The sequence below is a fragment of the Pirellulales bacterium genome (assembly GCA_035533075.1).
Taxonomy (GTDB): domain Bacteria; phylum Planctomycetota; class Planctomycetia; order Pirellulales; family JAICIG01; genus DASSFG01.
Window position 1 is genome coordinate 1 of the sequence record DATLUO010000139.1, and the last position, 18,436, is coordinate 18,436.

Below are 18,436 nucleotides of genomic sequence, written 5' to 3' on the forward strand. Positions count from 1 at the left end.
TCGCCTGGCCGCCGAGATGAACGAAGTGCCAGCCTCCGCGTGGCCAGGCTCTGCCCCAGCCACCGCCGATGTCTCATTCATCGGCCGCGTGAAGTAGAGTTTAACCCGCCGACGGCGCCGCGTCGACGTCCGCCTCGCTACTTCCCGCCCCAGCGCTCCAGCGTTGGGTCGGGCTGCCAGAGATAGAGAAACGTCGGCAGACGGCTCCGCTCGAATCCGGGAATGCTCAAGGGCAGCATCGTGCCTTGCATCGGAACGTTGGGCGTAATGGCGTAGGGCGTGCGAGCGCGGTCGATGCGGCGGTGCAGCAACACCACGCGCGCCGTCGGCACGCGCCAGGCCTGCCGGGCGATCGCCACGGCGTCGTCGAGATAACCGATGGAATCGATCAGGTGTTTTTCCAGTGCCTGGCCGGCCGTGAAGACGCGGCCGTCAAAGTCTTCGGGATGGGCCGGGTCGTGCCGCGGCCGCGATTGCTCCACGGCCTCGCGGAACCGCTGATGGAACTCAAAGGCCATCGTTTGCAGCATGGCCCGCACGTCGTCGCTTTGCCCACGGATGGGCGAGCCCATGTCGATGTGCTCACCCGACTTCACGGGCACGCCCACCACATTGAACTGGGCCATCGCGTCTTGCAGGTTATAGAGGTTCAGCACCACGCCGATGCCGCCCGTCACCGTGGTCGGGTGGGCCACGACCTGGTCGGCGGCGGTGGCCAGGTAATACGCGCCGCCCGCGCCCACGTCGAGCAGGCAGGCCACCACCGGCAGACCGGTGCGGACTTTGAACGTCATCAGGTCGCGGCGCATGATGTCGCAAGCGGTCACGCCGCCGCCAGGGCTGTTGATCCGCAGCACGACCCCGCGAAAGCAGCGGTTGGCCCCGATGTGGTCGAGCTTTTCGCGAAACAGCGCCACCGGGTTTTCGCCGAACGAATAGAAGCCGGTCATATCGGTGTTGAGCAATACTCCGTCGATATCGACCAGGGCTATCCGCTCGCCGGCGGCCGGATCGCCCGGCACGACGGTGAATTCCGCCAGAGGTCCGGTATCGATCATGGGCGGCGTGCTGGTGGTGACATGGCTTTCCGTCACCGCCCGCAGCGGCGTATGGCAGCCGGCCGTCAGCAACAGGCAGCCGATGGCCGCGATCATCGTTTGCTTGAACACGGTGCGCTCCACGTAGCCGCATAGAAGGAGATATTCCGCCTTTCGATGTTCTATCGGTTTTGCACCGCGGACCGCAGAAGCAAACAGCCGCGGGACAGCAGCCCTCGGCCAGGGCAATCCGATTATGCGGAATAGAGCGACGACTCTCGGCCGCAAAAACCGGCATAGAGCGTTTTTCCTGGACAATTGCCATAATCCGCCGCACAATACGAATCTCCATCAACAATATGGATTTCGACGGCGCGTTGAATCTCACGCTGGCGGAGCACGAGCAGGAAGTGAAACAAAAATAAGCGGTGCCTCCATGTTCTGGTGGACTCGGCCCAGTTGCCCGTGCGATTCCGCAGTTTGGGGTCCCACCCCTGATACCAGAATGGCGAGACCTGAACACACACAATGGAGCGACGGGCCGCTTTACTGCCCCGCCTGCTTGAGGCTGCGAACGAGCGCGGCGACGACGCCGGCGGAATCCACCGAAGTCGCGACGTCGATGTTCGGCCGCCACTCGGGCACCTGCCGGCGATCGAACACGGTCGCCCCCATCGTCAGGTCGCCTTGCACCTCCACATCGCCGGCCAGCCGCTCGGTGTCGAACAGGCCCGGCTCCAACAACGCCATCAAGGCCACCGGGTCGTGCAGATACGTCCCTTCCAAACCAAAGAGCTGCCGGTGCGAGCGGAACGAGTAAGGAAGGATCCGGTGCAACAGGCCGCCTACGGGAGTCGATTCGTCGGGAAGCTGATCGAGCAGGTCGAACGTCATCACCACCTGGCTGGTGACGTCGAGCGGTATCAGCGTCTTCGTCGTTTTCGAGCGAAACACGGCGCGGGCGGCGGCCGGATCGCAATAGATATTGAACTCGGCGGCGGGCGTGATGTTGCCCGGCCCGCCAACGGCGCCGCCCATGATGACGAGCTGCCCCACCTGCTCGGCCAGCGTCGGATCGCGTCGCAGCACCGTGGCGATGTTCGTCAGCGGCCCCAGCGCCACAATCGTGACCGCTTCCGGGGCGTTGCGGATTTCGTCGGTGATGACTTTGTCCGAAGGGTGTACGTGGTGCAGCTCGGCCACCGCAAAGTCGGCGTTGCCCAGTCCGTCGGCCCCGAACACGTGACGCGAGTCGACCAGCGGATCGCGCTCGGGCCGCACGGCGGCGCCGATCCGCGGCAGGCGCGGCGGGTCCAACTGCTCGATGATGGCCTGCACGTTGCGCGTGGCCTGCTCGGCATTGACGTTGCCGGCCACCGCCGTCACCGCCAGCACCTCCAGCCGCGGATCGAACAGCGCCAGGGCGATCGCCACGGCGTCGTCGATGCCGGGATCGACGTCGAGAATGACTTTGCGGGCCATGATGGGTTCCTACATTCGCTTCCTTAAATGCTCGGCCAGGCGGCACAGCGCCGGGCTGCAATCGTCCTGCGGCAAGTGCGCCTGGATCAAGTGCAACTGCTTGTCGTGCCAGGCCTGCGACAAAGCCCGGTCGAACTCGCCTTCGGTCCGGACTTCATATCCCCGCCCGCCGCCGAACACCTCCGGCAGCTTGTGGTACGCCCAGGGTTGGACCTCGTTATACTTGAATTCGCCCGGATGCAGAATCCGTTCCGTGCCGTAGCCCTTGTTGTCGAGCACGACGATGATGGAATGATGACCGTGCCGAACGAGCGTGGACAGCTCGTTGCCGGTCATCTGGAAGGCGCCGTCGCCCACGATCACCACGGTCCGCAGATCGGGCCGCGCGGTCGCCGCGCCCAAGGCGCCGGGCACGCCGAAACCCATCGACGTGTAATAGGCTGGACCGATGAACTCCGTGCGGCCGCGCGTGGTCAGCTCGGTCGACGCGAACAGCGCGTCGCCGATGTCGGAAACTACGATCGTGCGGTCGTCGAGCGACTGGTTCAGCCGCTCGATCAGCCGAGTGATCGTCACCGGCCGGTCGGGCTGAACCTGATAGGCTTCGCCATTGCGGTCGGGCCGCTTGGGCGGCGTGCGTTCGGGCGGCTGAGGCCGCCGCGCCGTCAACGCCCGAATAAAGTCGCCCAACACCACGTCTTGATAGTGGTGGTGCCGGATACGCAGGTCGTCGCTCATGGCATAGATGCAATTCGCCGGATCGAGATTGGCCGTATAAATGCCCAGGTCGATGTCGGTCATAAACGCGCCCAGCATGATCACGCAGTCGCTCTCTTCGACGAACTGCGTCACCTCGGCGCGGCTCATGGCCCCTTCGTAGAGGCCGGCGAACAGCGGATGCGTTTCATGCACCACGCTTTTGCCCATCACCGTGCAGGCGATGGGAATGCGGGTCGATTCGGCGAAGTGCAATAGCTCGTCTTGCAGGCCATAGCGATGGATCTCGACGCCTGCCAGAATGACCGGCTTGCGGCAGCCGGCGATGAGCCGGGTGGCCTCGCCCACCGCCTCGGCCAGGGCTTCGGGATCGCTCGTCGCTTCGACCGAGCGAAATTCGTGCGGGGCGTCGGGCACGACGCGCACCATGTCGCGCGGCAACTCGATATACACCGGCCGCTTGCTGCGCGTGCAGGCCGAGAGCACGCGGTCGATGTCGCGAAAGGCAATGCTCGGATCGGCCACCTCGGCCGTGGCCACGCAGATTTTCTCGAACACGTCGAGCTGCGTGCGGAAATCGCGCACCTTGTGGTGCAACAGCGGGTTCTTGTAGCGTTCACGGATGCCCGGCGCCCCGGAAATCACCACCACCGGCGATTTCTCGGCATAGGCCCCGGCGATCGAATTGCACAGGCTCAGGCCGCCCACGCCGTAGGTAACGCACACGGCGCCGATGCCGTTGATACGGGCGTATGCGTCGGCGGCAAAACCGGCATTGTCTTCGCGGCAGCAGCCGACCACGTTGATCGGGCTTTGTTCGAGCATCGAGTAGAAGCCGAGAATGTAATCGCCCGGTATGCCGAAGGCGTCGCGGATGCCGACTTCTTGCAGGCGGCGGATAAGATACTCGCCGATCGACAGGCCGAGCACGCGATGAGCTTCATGGCGGCGCGGAGCAACTTGTGCATCGTGCATGCGTGGATTCTCTTTTGGAGCGAGGCGCCTTTCCCTGGCCTGATCTTTCCCTGCTGTAATCTTACGGCGCAGGCGGCCCCGGAGTAAGATCGGCTGGGGGGACGGAGAGCCGTTTGAGCCACTATACTTCACGCGGCCGAGAATGAGACATCGGCGGTGGCTGGGGGAGAGCCTGGCCAGGTGGAGGCTGCCACTTCGTTCATCTCCGGCGGCCAGGCGATGCCCCGGTGCGTCCAACCGGGGCATCGCTTGGCCTCCACGCTGTTGAAGGGCGCCAGCCGCTATCTGGTCAAGCTCTGCCCCAGCCACCGCTGTTGCTCGCGGAAAAATGTCTCATTCTCGGCCGCGTGAACTATAGCGGCTGGCCGCCCCCACTTCCGGTGGACGGCGTTCGTGGAGATTGTCGAGCGAGGAACCAGGGAGTTTGGCAACCAGGTCGTCGGCGCGGTAAACTGGCGGGCCACCGAGAGACCCCGATGCTTGAATTGCTCCCTGCCACCTCGCGCCGCGAATTCCTCCGCCAATCGGGCTGCGGACTGGGGTCGCTCGCGCTGGCGGCGATGCTTTGGGATCAGCGTCGAGCGGTCGCAACCGCCGCGCCGGCACTACCGCAGCCGCACTTCGCGCCGCGTGCCAAGCGGGTGATTTTCCTCTTCATGCATGGCGGTCCGAGTCACGTCGACCTGTTCGATCCGAAGCCGGAGCTGACGCGCCACGCCGGCCAGCCGCTACCCGAAAGCTATGGCAACGTGATGACCCGCCGCAAAGTGGCCACCAATCCGCTGCTGGGCTGCGTGCGTCCTTTCCGGCCGCGGGGCCAATCGGGGTTGGAGATCAGCGACTTCTTGCCCGAGCTTTCGCGGCTGGCCGACGACCTGTGCGTGCTGCGAAGCTGCCACGGCGACAGCGTCAACCATCCGCAGTCGGTTTACCAGATGAACACGGGCACGGTGCTGATGGGCAAACCGAGCCTGGGGAGTTGGGTGAGCTATGGCCTGGGGAGTGAGAACCAGGACATGCCGGCCTTCATGGTGCTGCCCGATCCGGGCGGCGGCATCAAAGGCGGCCCGCCGGCGTGGGGCAACGGCTTTCTGCCGGCGGTCCATCAGGGCACCCAATTGCGGGCAGGGCAAAACCCGATCTTGAACTTGCGTCCGCCCGCCGCCGTTGCGCCGCACCGGCAGACCGCCATCCTCGATTTTATTCGCGACCGCAACGCCGAGCACCTGGCCGATCGGGCGTTCGACGACGAGCTTTCGGCCCGCATCAAGTCGTACGAGTTGGCCTACCGCATGCAAACCGCCGCGCCGGATCTGGTCGACCTCTCACGCGAAACCGACGAGACGCGGCGGTTGTACGGCATCGGCGAAAAGGAAACCGACGAGTTTGGCACGCGGTGCTTGCTGGCCAGGCGGCTGGTGGAGCGCGGCGTGCGCTTCGTACAGCTTTACGCCGGCGACCTCAACGGCTGGGACGCCCACAAAGACGTGCCCGCGAACCACGGCCTGATGTGCTTGAAGACCGACAAGCCGATCGCCGGACTGCTCACCGACCTGAAGCGGCGCGGGCTGTGGCAAGAGACGCTGGTGGTCTGGGGCGGCGAGTTCGGCCGCATGCCGATGAGCGAGTCGGGCACGGGCCGCGACCATAGTCCTTGGGGTTACAGTATGTGGTTGGCGGGCGGCGGAGTGCGCGGCGGCACGGCCTACGGCGCGACCGATCCGCTCGGTCTGCGGGCCGCAGAAAACAAGGTCCACATCCACGACCTGCACGCCACGATTCTGCACTTGCTGGGCCTGGACCACGAGCAGTTGAGCTTCTTCCACAACGGCCGCGAAGAACGCCTGACCGATGTCAGCGGGCGGGTGATAAGCGAGGTTCTGGCGTAATACAGCCATGACGGACCTCGATCGCCGGCGCAGGCGAAAGTGGAATGGACCACAGAGAGCGGCCAGCAACATGCCCAATCCGTAAAATTAGAGAGCCTCAAGGGTGCCGCCCTTAACGAGGTCGAGTTCTACTTCGTCATTCGATACGACGGCACCGTGAGCGCGGCCCCCTTGACTTTGGGTGACTGCCTAGCGGGAGCCGACGCAAAGCTGGCGTGCGACGGTAGGCCCGCATACTGGGTCGGCGTCAAAAACCTGACCGATGGGAAGCTCGCTGACGTGGTGGTCCGCTTCGGTGACTATCAGGTGAACGGGGGCCATGGCGGGTCACGCCTCGTTCGCGACCATCCCGCCAGGTCGAGCATCCGGCAGAATTCGCCGACGCCGAGGCACAGCGCGACAGGCAGCGGTTGGGACTGGGCGACCAGCCCGTCATGAACCTCCGCGCCATGCTGGAGTGGGACGTGGGGCTGCGGATTTTCTATCTGGATTTGCCTTTGGCGGTAGCCGGCATGTACGCCTACCATGCCGAGCTCGGCGCGTGTCTCGTCGTCAACCGTAAACATGCACCGGAACGGCGGCGCGTGTCAATGCTGCATGAGTACGCGTCGATGTTCGTCGATCGTTTCAAGCCGCACATCGCTGCGTTGGCAACGTCCACGCGTAAGCCGGCGAGCGAACGATTTGCCGACGCGTTCGCACTTGCATTCTTGCTGCCCGCCACGGGCATTCGGCAACGATTCCATGATATCGTCAGTTCGACGAACGACTTTCAGGTGGCCGACCTGCGGCGGCTGGCCCACTTCTACTTCGTTTCTGTCGAGTCGATGGCGCAGCGGCTTGAGCAACTCGGGTTGATCGCCAAGGGAAGCTGGAAGCGGATTAGCGGGGCGAATTTCGCCCCACAGGAGGCGTCCGAAACGGGGCTCCGCCCTCAGCCGATCAACGATCAACCTTACCCGGAGAGATATCAATTCCTGGCAGTGAGCGCCCATGAGCGCGATGAGATTGGCGAAACCAACCTGGCGCACTTCCTGCGATGCGATATCGTGACTGCGCGTGAAATTGTCGCCAACACGCTCACCAGTCGGGAGGTGGTGGAAGCTATAGGCGAGGAACGTGACGTTCGCCTCGATTTTCAGAAGTCGTTGCTCGCCGCGGCGTCTTAAGCTAAGAAGGCTTGTATTGTGCCTTCCGCGGTCATTGATTCATGTTGCCTCATCGACGTTCTGGCGTCACGACATGCCGAGGCCATCCTCCGCGCGGCCGGAAACGACTGGCACCTGCCGGATGCCGTAAAGGCGGAAGTACAGTTTGTCCGGCAACCCGATCCAGCAGATCCGAGCAAGCTCATCGCCGTGGCGGTCGACCTCTCTGTGATTGATTTCGGCGGGCGTGCTCACGGTCTGCCAAGCCGACGTTCAATCTGAGCTGGATTCATTCGCGCGCTACGTCGCGATCTTCGGGACCCACGGCGAATCGCTATGCCTGGCGCTGGCGGAATGCCGTCATTGGCTAATCGCCACTGATGATAAACAAGCGATCGGCATTAGCCGGCGGGCGGGGCTAACGGTCGTCTCGTCGCCGCAGCTTCTCAAGACATGGGCCGACAGTGCCCCGCCCGATGAGGCCACGGTGGTTGCGGCGCTGAAAGACGTCGAGCGCTTCGCGAAGTTCCGGCCGAACCGGAACATGCCCGAGCGCCAATGGTGGCTCGATCGGATCGGCTCGTGACCCGCTTTCGATCGGTCGCTGTGCGTCGCGACTAATCGACGTAGATAAACTCGTTCAGATTGAACATCGCCAGGCACAACTCGATGAGCGCGGCGGGCGGACCTGCGCCCGCGGTCGTCGGCGACTGCGAAGACGCTTGAAGAAACGCGGCCCCGGCGGCGAGCTCTCGATCGGTGGGCGGTCGGCTTAAGGTGCGCTCGTAGAGAAGATTGATCTGTGGCTCTGCGTCCGGCGGTGAATGGTCCGCAATGTACGCCGCCAACTCGCGAGCGGCGGACAGCGAAGAATCGGAATTCAGCATCGCCAGCGCTTGCGGCGCGGTGGTCGAGATGTTGCGGCACGGGCAGGAGGCGTTGGTGTCGGGTCGGTCGAGCACCTCGAACAGCGGATAACGCAGGTTGCGTCGCACGAAAAGATAGACGCTCCGCCGATGGATGGCTTCTTCGTTATCGCTGGCCTTCCATTGACCCGGCAGCAGCGTAGTCACCAGCTCCGTGGGCAACGGCGCCATGATGCCCGGCCCGCCGCGGCCCTGGCTCATGCTGTCGGCCGCGGCCAGCATCGCGTCGCGCACCGCCTCGCCTTCCAGCCGACGGCGGTTCATTCGGCAAAGCCAATAGTTGTGCGGATCGGCCGAGGCGGCTCGCTGCCAGTGCTCTGGCGCCTCACGGGCCTGGTCGGGGGTCCATCCCAACAAGTCATTCGCCTGGTCGATTGAGGCGTTTGCGATTATAGCTCGATGACGGGCATAGCTGAATTCCTCTACGGTTGTCGCCCGCTCAAACGGCGTTGAACGACTACGGTGTCGCCGCCCCCGCTTCCGGCGGTTTGCGTTTGAACAGCCTTGCGGAAGAACCACACGGCGCCCTCTCCGTCACCCACCAGCAGGTCGAACGCGCCGTCGCCCTCCCAATCGCAGGCGAATGGCCCGGCATCGCCATTCACGTGCAACGGCTTGCCGCCGGCGGTCGATCAGTGTGCGCAATCTCTGCGCCCTGAGCGTGACGCCTGCATTATCGCTGTTATCGCTGTTTCCGGCTTGGCGTCAACCGCTCCGCCGGCGCTAGAATGGCGGCATGGAAGAGAACCCGTACAAGGCGCCTAAAGAGTTTCCATTGTCAACTCTGCCCGGATAGAATGGCAGGCGTGCATTTTCTCGCCTTTCCCCACCAACATGAACCGTCGAGCGACCGCCGGCCCGGCTGGTTGTGGCAGCGCGCCGCCATCGCGCTGCTCGCGATCGCCGTCGTCGGGCTTGCCGCACGCACGATTTTCTTCGTCGATGAGACCGAATACGTCTATGTCACGCAGTTCGGCGAGCCGTTGCGGCTCGATACCGAGCCGGGCCTGGCGGTAAAGTGGCCGTATCAAAGCTTGTGGCGGTTCGATCGGCGGCTGCAAGTCTACGAGCCGCCCCCCCGCGAGATGCTCACGCAGGACAAGGAAAACCTGAATTTCGAGTGGTATGTTTGCTGGCGAATTCCCGGCGCCGGCTTCGCCACGGATGCCGGCGGCCTTGCCGATACCGAGTCGCACGTGCGGCGGTTTCTGCAAGCGGTCGGCGGCACGCAGGCGGCCGAGAGCCGCCTGGAAGAACGGATTCAAGCCGCCCTGGCCGCGGAAATCGGCCGCACGCGGCTGGCCGAACTCGTCTCGCTGGAACCGGGCGGCGTGGCCATCGGGCCGATCATGGACCGCATTACCGCGAACATCCGCCGGGCAGCCGCCGAGCAGTTCGGCATCGAAGTGGTCGAGGTGCGCTTGAAGCGGTTCAACTATCCGGAGGCCGTCAAGCCGGCCGTGTTTGCCGAAATCCGCAGCGAGCGGCAGCGCGTGGCCGTGCAATACCGCGCGGAAGGCGAAAGCGAGAAGACCCGCATCGAGAGCCAGGCCGCGCTGGCCCGCGACCGATTGCTGGCCCAAGCCAAGCGCGAGGCCACCCGGCTTCGCGGCGAAGGCGAAGCCAAGGCGATCGCCACCTTCAATGCGGCTCATGCCAAGGATCCGGCCTTCTATCAATTGCTGAAAACGCTCGACACCTATCGGGCCATTCTCGACGACCAGACCACGGTCGTCTTGTCGGCCGACAGCCCCTTGCTCAAGCTGCTCACCCAGGGCCTGCCCGACTTACCCGACCGGCCGCAGCCCGAAGTGCCCTCGGTCGGGAACGCACCGCCTGGCGGCCCCTCTGTAGGGAACGCACCGCCTGGCGGCCCCTCTGTAGGGAACGCACTCCGTGGCGTTCCGCAGCCGGACCTGCCGAGCTCCGGAGCCGCCCCGTGAAACGCTCGTTGCTCTTGGCCGGCGTGGCAATACTCGCATGGCTGGCCACCGGAATCTACCTTGTCGGGCCCGACGAGCAGGTGGTCGTGCGGCGCTTCGGCAAGGTGATCGGGCTGCCCAGCGAGCCAGGCGCGCACCTCGCTTTGCCCTGGCCGCTCGACCGGCTGCACCACTTCAAGCCGCGCGAAGTCAAACGCGTGGCCATCGGACCCGCCGACGTGGCCGACAAGGCAGTGGGCGCGGCGCAGGCCCAGTTTCTCACCGGCGACCGCAACCTGGTGCAGATTCGGGCCACCGCTCAATACACCGTCCGAGAGCCGCGCGGCTATCTCTTTCAGACCGCGCAGCTCGACCGCCTGATCTCGACGGCCGGCACGGCGGCGATTTCGCAAGCGCTGGCCGCCGAACCGGTCGACCGCGTGCTCACGTTGGGCAAGCACGAGCTGGGCATCCGCCTGGCCGACGCGCTGCAAAAAACGGTCGATGGTTATGGGCTGGGCGTCACCATCCGTTCGGTTGATATTTCGGCCGTCGAGCCGCCCGCCGAGGTGGCCGACGCCTTCGACCAGGTGGTGAGTGCCTTACGCGAGCGCGAGCAGGCCATCCACCAGGCGGAGAGCTTTGCCAACAAGACCGCGGCCGAAGCGCAAGGTAACGCGAGACGGATCGTTGACGTGGGCCGTTCCGAACGCGATCGCGCGGTCCGGCGGGCCGAGGGCGAAGCCGCCCGGTTCAACAGCCTGCTGGCCGAATACCGCCGCTCACCGCGGCTGACGGCCGGGCGACTTTATCTCGAAACTCTGGCTCAGACCTTGCCTAAACTACGCTCGAAGCTGATCGTCGATTCGGCCACGGAGGTCGATCTCAGCATCATCAGGGAGGACGGGCGTTGAAGCGATCGGCCGCCTTGATTGCCACGCTGGCCTTGCTCCTGACGGCGATCTATCTGGGGCGCGGCGGCGCGGGGCGCCGCGAAGTGGCCGGCTCGCCCACCGACTGCTTGGAACGGATGTTTCGCGCCGCGGAAAAAGGCGACGTGCCGGCCTATCTCGACTGTTTCCGCAGTCCACAGCGCGAGCGGCTGCGGCGAGAGGCGGCGGCCCAGACTACCGACGATTTCGCGGCTTCGCTGACGAATGCGGTCCGCACGTTGAAGGGCCGGGCCGTCAGCGGACCTGGCGGAGCCGGACCGGACGCCGATCGCGCCACATTGAACGTCGAACGAATCTATGCGCAGCACACCGAACGGCAAAGCTATCATTTTGTTCGCGATTCCGAGGGCTGGCGCATCGACGCGGTGGGCGCCGTCGAGAAGCACCAGCCGCCGATTCCCTACGGCACGTCCGTGTTCGAGCTTAAGTAGCCCGCTTGCTCCGCAAGCGGAACGGCCCGCTTGATACAAATCGGCCGTCCAGAAGGGACGATCTGCCAACTCACAATGCCCTTCCGCTCACGGAGTGAGCGGGCTACGTAGGGAGTGAGCGGGCTACGAGCTTCTCTTTGCCCCAAACCGCCGGCAGGCTACCATTCCTTATCCTGCCTTTGCCGGACTTGTCCGAATCCACCAGCGTCGAAATGACCCGCACCCTACTGGCGGCCCTCGCCCGATTGATCAGCGGCGCCAGCGCGCGCTGGATCGACTGCCAGCCCGACACCTGCCAGCGGGTCTATTTTGCCAACCACACCAGCCATCTCGACGCCTTGGTCATCTGGTCGGCACTGCCGGCCGACGTGCGGGGGGTAACGCGCCCCGTGGCCGCCAAAGATTATTGGGAGGCCGGCCGCATCCGCCGCTACCTTTCGACGCAGGTGTTCGAGGCCCTGCTCATCGACCGCCGGCACATCAAGGTCCACCAGAGTCCCGTCGACCTGATGCTCAAGGAAATCGGCGACAAATACTCGCTGATCGTCTTCCCCGAAGGCCACCGCAGCATCGACGGCGAGATCCACGAGTTCAAAAGTGGTCTATACTATCTGGCGAAAAAACGTCCCGACCTGGAGCTGGTGCCGGTGCATATCGACAACCTCAATCGCGTCTTGCCTCGCGGCGAAGTGCTGCCGGTGCCGCTGTTGAGCTGCATCACGTTCGGCCCGCCCATCTGGCTGGAAGCGGGCGAACCGAAGGCCGACTTTCTGCGTCGTGCCCGTGAGGCCGTCCGCCGGCTGAAGGAAGCATGACCACGCGCTGGCAGCATTTATGAACCTGATGGACTTGACGACGTTCGGCCTGGTGGGCGGCGTGCTCACGCTGTTGACCATGGCCACCGGCATTGGGCAACTGCTCAAGCGGCAGTCCGACACCGGCCTGAACCCCGTGGTCATCGACCAGTTCAACCTCCGCATCCAGGCCTGGTGGGTGCTGTGCGCGGTGCTGGCGGCCGCCTTTCTGCTGGGACAAACGGCCACCGTCGTGCTGTTCGGGCTGCTCTCGTTCTGGGCGCTACGCGAGTTCATCACGCTCACGCCCACCCGCATGGCCGACCATCGGGCGCTGTTCTGGGTCTTCTTCCTGTTCACGCCGCTGCAATATGGGTTGATCGGGATGAACCGCTACGAGCTGTTCAGCGTGCTGATTCCGGTGTACGGCTTCCTGTTCATTCCGGTCCGCATCGCGTTCGCCGGCGACTACAAACGCTACTTGGAACGTTGCGCGAAGATCCAGGCCGGATTGATGATCTGCGTTTACTGTCTGAGCTATGCGCCGGCGATTCTCTATTTGGACATTCGACCGCCATCCCTCGGCGCGCCATCCGCGGCCGTGGAGTCCGCCCCGGACGAGCCCGAGCAAGCCGACCCGGAGGCAACGGGCATGTCGGGTTCTGCCAAGCAGACCGACGAGGCCAAGTATCCCAATGCCCGGTTGCTGTTTTTCTTTCTGCTGGTGGTGGCCCTGGGCGACGCTTTTCAGTACCTCACCGAAAAGTTGATCGGTCAGCACGTCATCGCGCCGGCGATCAGTCCCAATCGCACCTGGGAAGGTTTTTTGGGCGGCGTCGGATGCGCCACGCTGTTCGGCGCGGCCATGTGGTGGGCGACGCCCTTTCACCCGCTGGAGGCGGCGCTGATGTCGCTGATCATCACCACGATGGGCTTTGCCGGCGGCCTGACGATGTCGGCCATCAAGCGCGACCGCGGCGTCAAGGACTACGGCACGCTGATCGAGGGTCACGGCGGCGTTTTGGACCGCATCGACTCGACCTGCTTCGCCGCGCCGATCTTCTACCATGTGACGCGGTATTTGTTCACCTAATCGTCGCAATCAATGCCGTCCGCCTGATGCCAGAGCGGCAATCCGCGACGCACGCGTTCGGCCAGCACGTCGACCTTCGCTCTGGAGCCGGGCATGGCCTCCGTGGCATCGTAGTCGCTGGCCCGAAGTTCATCGGGCTCGAAATCCCACCAACCGAGCTTAATTGCATCCAAAACCGAAGTTGGCACGACAAGCCTCCTTGGAACCAGAAGCAGAAGGGGCAGAAGCATTGAGTATTCGGGCGCCGGCCAAAAATGTCAAGCAACGCGCCCCGGCCATTTGCCTGCCGCCCTTCGTCTGTCTATGGTAGGATGATTGTCTTCGACACGGGGCCGACCTTGACTCGCTGATTCATGACCACCGCCACCAAGCACGCCGCCGGGCAGCTCGCCTGCGGCGCCGATATTCTCGTACAAGCGCTCGTCCACCACGGCGTCGAGGTGATCTTCGCCTATCCGGGCGGGGCCAGCATGCCGCTGCACCAGTCGCTCACCAAGTTCAAGCACCAAATCCGCACCGTCCTGCCGCGTCACGAGCAGGGCGGCGCGTTCGCGGCCCAGGGCTACGCCCGCAGCACCGGCAAGCCCGGCGTGTGCATGGCCACCAGCGGACCGGGGGCGACCAATCTCGTCACCGCCATCGCCGACGCCAAGCTCGACAGCGTCCCGCTGATCGCCATCACCGGACAGGTGAAGACGGCCGTGATCGGCAGCGACGCCTTTCAAGAGACGCCCATCGTCGAGGTCTGTCGCGGCATCACCAAGCACCATTATCTGGTCACCGACGTTCGCGACCTGGCCCGCGTGGTGCGTGAGGCGTTTCACATCGCCACCACCGGCCGGCCCGGCCCGGTGCTCGTCGATCTGCCCAAAGACGTGCAGCAAGACCAGGCGGTGCCCGACTTCGATGCTCCGATGGAGCTGCCCGGCTATCACGTGGAAACGCGCTATGCCCGGCCCGAACAGATCGCCCAGATGGCCGCGGCCATCAAGCGTGCCCGGCGGCCGGTGATCTATGCCGGCGGCGGCGTGATTGCGGGCGAGGCCAGCCCGGCTTTGCGCGAGTTGGCCTCGAAGGCGGGCATCCCCGTGACGATGACCCTGATGGGCCTGGGCGCGGTTCCCAGTGGCGACCGGCTGTCGCTCGACATGCTGGGCATGCACGGCAGCGTCTACTCGAACTACGCCGTCGATGAGTGCGATCTGCTGTTGGCCTTCGGCGTGCGTTTCGACGACCGCGTGACCGGCAAAGTGGCCGAGTTCGCCAAGCACGCCAAGATCGTCCACGTCGACATCGACCCCTCGGAGATCAACAAGAACAAAGAGGCCCATATTCCGATCGTCAGCGACATCCGCTATGCGCTGACGGAGCTGAACAAGATCGTCGAGGCGCCGGCCGACCTGAGCGACTGGTATGCCCGCATCGACGCCTGGAAGAAGGCCGAGCCGTTCAAATACGACCGCGGTTTTCCGGGCATTTTGCCGCAGCACGCCATCAGCGAGCTTTCGCGGTTGGTGGCCCAGCGCGACACGATCGTTTCGGTGGGCGTGGGACAGCATCAGATGTGGGCGGCGCAGTACTTCAAGTTTCGCCGCCCGCGAAGCTGGATGTCGAGTTCGGGCCTGGGCACGATGGGCTTTGGCTTGCCCGCCGCGATGGGCGCCAAGGTGGCCCATCCCGATGCCCTGGTCATCGACATCGACGGCGACGGCAGCTTCTTGATGAACATTCAGGAGTTGGCCACCTGCTATTGCGAGAAGATTCCGGTCAAGGTGTTGCTGCTCAACAACCAGCACTTGGGCATGGTCGTGCAGTGGGAAGACCGCTTCCATGCGGGCAACCGGGCGCACACCTACCTGGGGCCGATCGACCATCCCGAGGCCGTGGGCATGGGCAACGGCATCGGACCCGAAGAGCGTTATCCCGATTTCGTGACCATCGCCAAAGGCTTCGGCTGCGGCGGCGGCCACGTGAAGGAAAAGGACGACCTGCTGGACGCCTTGCGAGAGATGGTCGATTACGACGGCACCTACGTGCTCGACGTCCAGGTGCCGTACCAAGAGCACGTGCTGCCGATGATCCCCGCCGGCATGACCGTGAAGGACCTGATCAAGTAGTGGCTCAGCGCGACGAAATTCCCGAACTTGCATTTACGGGCGACCTGACCGACCGCGAAAACGATCTGACGCAAGAATTGCTCGACGTCCCGCCGGGCGGCACTTGCCTGATCTATTTCGACTCGCCGGGCGGCAACCCCTACGTCGGCCTGTCGTTGATGACGTTGATGCTGTTGCGCGGCATCCAGGCCACCGGCATCGTTACGGGCGAATGTTCGTCGGCGGCGCTCTGGCCTTGGGCGGCTTGCCGGCGGCGCATGGTCACGCCGTACAGCGTGCTGCTCTTCCATCCCATGAAATGGCAGAGCGAAGAGAACGTGGGACTGAACGAGGCGGCCGAATGGGCCCGTCACTTCGGCCAGCTCGAAAAAACCATGGACGACGTGTTGGCCGAGTTGTTCGGCGTCTCGCGGGCCGACATGGCCCTGTGGATGCAGCCCGGCCGCTACTTGACGGGCCGCGAGATCGTCGAGGCCGGCCTGGCTGAGCTGACCTCGTTGGGGCCGCTGAAGTGCTTCGAGCAGAACGGCGCCGCCCGGAGACGAAAAAACGCGGGCCGCTGATGCGAGTGCCCTCTCCGGCGGTGTAGCCGGCCGCGCTGTCGTAGACCGGCGCGCCCGCCATGCCGCCCAACATCAGTTGCGCGGTAATGGCCGCGGCGTTGGCTACGGTGGGCGAAAGCTGGTCGGGCACCGCGACGATGCGGTGCGGCTGCTGTCACTTGAACACCACGTTGCGGCCCCGCACCTCAAAACAACGGTTCCCGGCACCTTTTCCGACCCGCGGAGCTCGCCCTCGAAGGCGAAGGCCGCTATAATGATCGGGCGGAGGTCGCGGAGAAGGCAATCCTTGACCTGCGTGCGGCGCCAGATGGCAGGGCGAAGGCCGCGGAGCCGGAGGGAGAACCGCTAGACCGAGAAGCGGCGTTTGAGGCGAAGCGACATGAGCCAAGCCCCGACGCTTATCGAATAAACTTGGCCCATTTTTTCAATAATTGGACCCGGCCCCTTTAGTTGCCCGGTTGATGGTTGATCGCTCTAGTTGCCCCTTCTTCACTTCCCCTTAGATTGAGGTCGATCCGCTTTTTTCGCCGTCAGAAGACCTTCGGCTGTGCCAAGGAGCGACCACGCCTTTAGCTGCAGTGGCCGCAATTCCGCACTGGCGGCGGTGCCCGCGTCTGTCAATCCGGACATTGCTTCCGTCCTGGCGACGTCGAAAAGCAACTGCGATTTGTATCCAGCGTCGTCGTAGGCGCCAGCGGCCTTCCGCGCTGCGTCGAACTCCTTGCGAGCCAGATCTGCATGGCCGAGGTTGGCGGCAAGCTCACCGAGTTCCTGCATCGCGATCACCTCCACGCCGCCGCCCGGCCCGACGCCCAGGTGAAGCTGGTGCGGTTGAGCCGCGGGTCGATGATGCCCCGCACCGGGCTGCCGGCCAGGAACGTGGTGATGTAGCCGCGGGGGTCCTGATAGCCCATGGCGCCGCCCGGAGTGTAGCCGACTTGCGTCGTTTGCCCGGATGGTTCTGTGACGCTGGTGAGCTGGTTCGCGCTGTTGTAGAGGTAGGTTGTTGTCTGGCCAAGTGGATTTGTCCAGGCGCGGATGGTGTTCGTGCTGGATGTGCCGGCGAAGGTCACGGTCTCCAGGGCCGGCGACGTGATCGACCTCAAGTAGGTGGCGGTGCCGACCAGGTAGCCGAAGGTGGTGATCCGGCCGACGGCGTCGGTAAAGCGGCGGAGGCGCTGGCCGGCGCCGAACATGGCGTAGCTGAAGGTGGAGAGCCGGCCTGCCGGGTCGCGAATCGACTGCACGCGGCCGCCGCTGTCGTAAGCCAGCGTCCAGATGCTGCCGCTGCGCTGGATGGTGGCCAGATTGCCGCTGGTGTCGTAGTTCAGCAGCGAGCCGTCGGGGTCTGTCTCGGTCCAACTGCCGCTGGCGTTTTGCACGAGTTTGCCGAGCGCTCCGGGCGGGGCGGCGTAGACGCCGGTGCCGGCGTTCTTGTTGGTGTAGGTGAAGGAGACGCCGATGCCGGTGGTCAAGACGGCCGTGCTGGGGTTGGGCGCGCTGACGGTCTGGCGAAAGAGCATCGTCCAGTTGCTGGAGAATTCCAGGAAGCTGTAGGCGGCGGTGGAGTTGTAGGTGAACACCGGCCAGGGGGCGAGTTCGTCGACGCGGGGCGGCGAATACTGCCGCATCAGGTTGCCGCTGCGGCCGTCCCAGACCTCCAGCGCGCCGGGCTTCGAGCCGGGGCCGAGCGGGGCGGACGCGCGCTGCAATTGCAAGTTGACCGCCCGAAGCTGGTTTTGATGGCCTTGGGCCGAGGGCGGCACGAGGTAGGGCGAGGGAGGCGGCGAGGCCGAGGGGGCGAGGGTCGGATTGGACGCGGGCGGGCCGATGGGATTGCCGCCGCCTCCGCCTCCGCCGTTTCCGCCGCCGCAACCGCACGAACCGCCCGCGGCCCCCGGATCTCCGGTCATGGGCAACACTCCGCTGTAAAGGTAGCCTTGTTGCCCGAAGTACTGGGCGGGCGTGCCGCCGCCGCCGGAGCAGCCGACGGCGCCGCAGCCGCACGTGCAGCCGCAGCTCGAGTTGATGCGGACCAGCCAGCACCAGACGGTATCCTGGCTGCCGATGGGGCTGCCGCCGCTCGCGCCGAACACATAGTTCGTCGAGCTCGCGCATTGGAACACCTCGTTTCCGATTTGATTGCTGTTTGGTGCGGACGTGCCGTTCATGGTCAGCTCCTGAAAATGGTTGAGGGTTGCAGTTGACTTTTGCCTGGGGTCCGTCGCGGCGTGTCGTGCTGCTCCGCGGAATTGCCCGCCCAACGCGGGCTTTCGTAAATCGAGGGCTGGGGAAACAGTTCGTCGAGGTGCCGCCGCAGGTCGGCGGTGAAGCCGGACTCGTCGAAGCTCAAAAACTTCTTGCCGGCGCAATGGGCGCGGATGGTGGC

At 64.6% G+C, this 18,436-nt stretch carries 19 protein-coding genes; 10 read left to right on the forward strand and 9 right to left on the reverse strand.

The window, feature by feature from the left end:
- Window positions 1-137: 137 nt before the first annotated feature.
- The 3 genes from VNH11_17880 to VNH11_17890 all read right to left on the reverse strand — a co-directional run bounded on the left by VNH11_17880 (window position 138) and on the right by VNH11_17890 (window position 4,211).
- Window positions 138-1,169, reverse strand: a complete 1,032-nt coding sequence (locus tag VNH11_17880) for a S49 family peptidase (GenBank protein ID HVA48240.1) — start codon at window positions 1,167-1,169, stop codon at window positions 138-140.
- A gap of 414 nt (window positions 1,170-1,583) precedes the next feature.
- A complete protein-coding gene (locus tag VNH11_17885; GenBank protein ID HVA48241.1) occupies window positions 1,584-2,519 on the reverse strand; it encodes a nucleoside hydrolase in 936 nt (311 codons plus the stop codon).
- Between the two features lie 9 nt (window positions 2,520-2,528).
- Window positions 2,529-4,211, reverse strand: a complete 1,683-nt coding sequence (locus tag VNH11_17890) for a thiamine pyrophosphate-binding protein (protein ID HVA48242.1) — start codon at window positions 4,209-4,211, stop codon at window positions 2,529-2,531.
- A 476-nt stretch (window positions 4,212-4,687) separates the two neighbouring features.
- Here VNH11_17890 and VNH11_17895 point away from each other — a divergent pair, with 476 nt between their 5' ends.
- Window positions 4,688-6,100 (forward strand): DUF1501 domain-containing protein, encoded by a 1,413-nt coding sequence (locus tag VNH11_17895; GenBank protein ID HVA48243.1) that lies wholly within the window; start codon window positions 4,688-4,690, stop codon window positions 6,098-6,100.
- 434 nt (window positions 6,101-6,534) lie between these two features.
- Window positions 6,535-7,269 carry an ImmA/IrrE family metallo-endopeptidase gene (locus VNH11_17900; GenBank protein ID HVA48244.1) on the forward strand — a complete coding sequence of 245 codons (735 nt, stop codon included), beginning with the start codon at window positions 6,535-6,537 and terminating at the stop codon, window positions 7,267-7,269.
- A gap of 66 nt (window positions 7,270-7,335) precedes the next feature.
- Here the strand turns inward: VNH11_17900 and VNH11_17905 are convergent, their stop codons facing one another.
- Window positions 7,336-7,503, reverse strand: a complete 168-nt coding sequence (locus VNH11_17905; GenBank protein ID HVA48245.1) for a hypothetical protein — start codon at window positions 7,501-7,503, stop codon at window positions 7,336-7,338.
- On the opposite strand from VNH11_17905, the gene VNH11_17910 reads away from it, so the two are divergent.
- Entirely contained in the window at window positions 7,496-7,834 is a 339-nt protein-coding gene (locus VNH11_17910; GenBank protein HVA48246.1) for a hypothetical protein, read from the forward strand. The genes VNH11_17905 and VNH11_17910 overlap by 8 nt on opposite strands.
- Before the next feature lie 31 nt (window positions 7,835-7,865).
- On the opposite strand, the gene VNH11_17915 is transcribed toward VNH11_17910, so the two are convergent.
- Window positions 7,866-8,693, reverse strand: coding sequence for a DUF1553 domain-containing protein (locus VNH11_17915; protein ID HVA48247.1), 828 nt, complete (start codon window positions 8,691-8,693; stop codon window positions 7,866-7,868).
- Between the two features lie 287 nt (window positions 8,694-8,980).
- Between VNH11_17915 and hflC the strand changes: the two genes are divergently transcribed.
- The 5 genes from hflC to VNH11_17940 all read left to right on the forward strand — a co-directional run bounded on the left by hflC (window position 8,981) and on the right by VNH11_17940 (window position 13,367).
- Window positions 8,981-10,117, forward strand: a complete 1,137-nt coding sequence (hflC, locus tag VNH11_17920) for a protease modulator HflC (GenBank protein HVA48248.1) — start codon at window positions 8,981-8,983, stop codon at window positions 10,115-10,117.
- On the forward strand, window positions 10,114-11,010 hold the full coding sequence (hflK, locus tag VNH11_17925; GenBank protein HVA48249.1) for an FtsH protease activity modulator HflK: 897 nt from the start codon (window positions 10,114-10,116) through the stop codon (window positions 11,008-11,010). Before hflC ends, hflK begins: the two co-directional genes overlap by 4 nt.
- On the forward strand, window positions 11,007-11,480 hold the full coding sequence (locus VNH11_17930; GenBank protein HVA48250.1) for a hypothetical protein: 474 nt from the start codon (window positions 11,007-11,009) through the stop codon (window positions 11,478-11,480). The genes hflK and VNH11_17930 overlap by 4 nt, the downstream gene beginning before the upstream one ends.
- Window positions 11,481-11,692: 212 nt before the next feature.
- Window positions 11,693-12,295: a lysophospholipid acyltransferase family protein gene (locus tag VNH11_17935; GenBank protein HVA48251.1), complete on the forward strand. Its 603-nt coding sequence runs from the start codon at window positions 11,693-11,695 to the stop codon at window positions 12,293-12,295.
- A gap of 19 nt (window positions 12,296-12,314) precedes the next feature.
- Window positions 12,315-13,367 carry a phosphatidate cytidylyltransferase gene (locus VNH11_17940; GenBank protein ID HVA48252.1) on the forward strand — a complete coding sequence of 351 codons (1,053 nt, stop codon included), beginning with the start codon at window positions 12,315-12,317 and terminating at the stop codon, window positions 13,365-13,367.
- Here the strand turns inward: VNH11_17940 and VNH11_17945 are convergent.
- A complete protein-coding gene (locus VNH11_17945) occupies window positions 13,364-13,555 on the reverse strand; it encodes a hypothetical protein (protein ID HVA48253.1) in 192 nt (63 codons plus the stop codon). The genes VNH11_17940 and VNH11_17945 overlap by 4 nt on opposite strands.
- Before the next feature lie 165 nt (window positions 13,556-13,720).
- Between VNH11_17945 and ilvB the strand changes: the two genes are divergently transcribed.
- Window positions 13,721-15,484, forward strand: a complete 1,764-nt coding sequence (gene ilvB / locus VNH11_17950; protein HVA48254.1) for a biosynthetic-type acetolactate synthase large subunit — start codon at window positions 13,721-13,723, stop codon at window positions 15,482-15,484.
- Complete coding sequence (locus VNH11_17955) at window positions 15,484-16,047, forward strand: ATP-dependent Clp protease proteolytic subunit (protein ID HVA48255.1); 564 nt, start codon at window positions 15,484-15,486, stop codon at window positions 16,045-16,047. Before ilvB ends, VNH11_17955 begins: the two co-directional genes overlap by 1 nt.
- Before the next feature lie 489 nt (window positions 16,048-16,536).
- On the opposite strand, the gene VNH11_17960 is transcribed toward VNH11_17955, so the two are convergent.
- From VNH11_17960 to VNH11_17970, 3 genes are all read right to left on the reverse strand, one after another.
- Entirely contained in the window at window positions 16,537-16,824 is a 288-nt protein-coding gene (locus VNH11_17960; protein ID HVA48256.1) for a hypothetical protein, read from the reverse strand.
- A 5-nt stretch (window positions 16,825-16,829) separates the two neighbouring features.
- Window positions 16,830-18,218 (reverse strand): hypothetical protein, encoded by a 1,389-nt coding sequence (locus tag VNH11_17965; GenBank protein HVA48257.1) that lies wholly within the window; start codon window positions 18,216-18,218, stop codon window positions 16,830-16,832.
- A 2-nt stretch (window positions 18,219-18,220) separates the two neighbouring features.
- The coding region (locus tag VNH11_17970; protein ID HVA48258.1) for a hypothetical protein at window positions 18,221-18,436 on the reverse strand (216 nt) is incomplete at its 5' end.

What these genes read in the sequence shown, in the direction of transcription:
- VNH11_17900 (HVA48244.1), top strand. Translation starts at nt 6,535, where the DNA reads ATGAACCTCCGCGCCATGCTGGAGTGGGACGTGGGGCTGCGGATTTTC.
- ilvB (HVA48254.1), top strand. Translation starts at nt 13,721, where the DNA reads ATGACCACCGCCACCAAGCACGCCGCCGGGCAGCTCGCCTGCGGCGCC.
- VNH11_17895 (HVA48243.1), top strand. Translation starts at nt 4,688, where the DNA reads ATGCTTGAATTGCTCCCTGCCACCTCGCGCCGCGAATTCCTCCGCCAA.
- VNH11_17890 (HVA48242.1), bottom strand. Translation starts at nt 4,211, where the DNA reads ATGCACGATGCACAAGTTGCTCCGCGCCGCCATGAAGCTCATCGCGTG.
- VNH11_17960 (HVA48256.1), bottom strand. Translation starts at nt 16,824, where the DNA reads ATGCAGGAACTCGGTGAGCTTGCCGCCAACCTCGGCCATGCAGATCTG.
- VNH11_17965 (HVA48257.1), bottom strand. Translation starts at nt 18,218, where the DNA reads ATGAACGGCACGTCCGCACCAAACAGCAATCAAATCGGAAACGAGGTG.
- VNH11_17935 (HVA48251.1), top strand. Translation starts at nt 11,693, where the DNA reads ATGACCCGCACCCTACTGGCGGCCCTCGCCCGATTGATCAGCGGCGCC.
- VNH11_17940 (HVA48252.1), top strand. Translation starts at nt 12,315, where the DNA reads ATGAACCTGATGGACTTGACGACGTTCGGCCTGGTGGGCGGCGTGCTC.
- VNH11_17885 (HVA48241.1), bottom strand. Translation starts at nt 2,519, where the DNA reads ATGGCCCGCAAAGTCATTCTCGACGTCGATCCCGGCATCGACGACGCC.